The 928-nt window shown below is 65.0% G+C and carries 1 protein-coding gene; it reads right to left on the bottom strand.

Annotated features, from left to right (window positions below; translation table 11 throughout):
- Window positions 1-133: 133 nt before the first annotated feature.
- Window positions 134-928 (bottom strand): helicase-related protein (locus tag ACK41V_RS23540; RefSeq protein ID WP_409786104.1); only part of this gene is annotated, 795 nt, incomplete at its 5' end.

Raw genomic sequence — 928 nt, 5'->3', positions numbered from 1 at the left:
CAATTGGCGGTGCCCCTGGTGTCTTGGTCGCGTTGGTGGACGACACGCAGTGCGAAGAGTGTGGGCACGTACCATCTGTTCCCCATGGCACCATTCACTGAACAAAGAACCACAACCACTCGCGTACAGAAGCTTACTCCTCCGCTTGCTCAACCCCCTTCGCGAGGCGCCGCTGCTGCTTTGCCTGCTGAGCACCGCGCGCTTCTTTGCGGTTGTGCAGCCGCTTGCGGTCGTAGGCCGACATGGTGCTGATACGGGGGCGCTTCGGCGCGCTGCGCTCCATCCGCTTGCGCGTCTCCCGTGGCGTCTTCTTGAGATGCAGCATCCACTCCGCCACATCGCACCCGGAGAGCCGCATGACGTTGGCGATGCTGCGCAGCATGGGCACATCGCTCTCCGTGAAGAACGTGACGGCATCCCCGCTTCGGCCCGCACGGCCCGTGCGACCGATGCGGTGCACGTAGCTCACTGCGCTCTGGGGGAAGTCAAAGTTGATGACGCAGTTCACGCCCTTGAAGTCCAGGCCGCGCGCCACCAAGTCGGTGGCGATCAGCATCCAGATCTTGCCCGTGCGGAAGCGTTGCACGATGGCGTCGCGCTGCGCCTGCGTGCGATCCGCGTGCAGCACGTCCACGCTCACGCCATCGTACACCAGCTCTCGGAACAGCTCTTGGGCACGCTCCTTGGACTGCACAAACACAATTACGGGCGGGCGCAGTCCACGCTGGATCAGCTGCCGCATCGCCAACAGCTTGCCCTGCTCCCGCCCCACAAACACCAGCTGCTGGGAAATGGTGGACGCACCCGCGGTGCGCACGCCAATGACGATGCGCACAGGGTCGTGCAGCACCGAGCGCGCCAGCTCCTCCACCCCGGGCGGAATGGTGGCGCTGAACATGGTCCGCTGCAGGCCGGCCTTGGGGCACGC

Source organism: Acidovorax sp. (assembly GCF_046291265.1).
In the GTDB taxonomy this organism is placed as follows: domain Bacteria; phylum Pseudomonadota; class Gammaproteobacteria; order Burkholderiales; family Burkholderiaceae_C; genus Acidovorax.
Note: the sequence above shows the minus strand (reverse complement) of the source record. Positions and strands in the feature narration are given on the sequence as shown.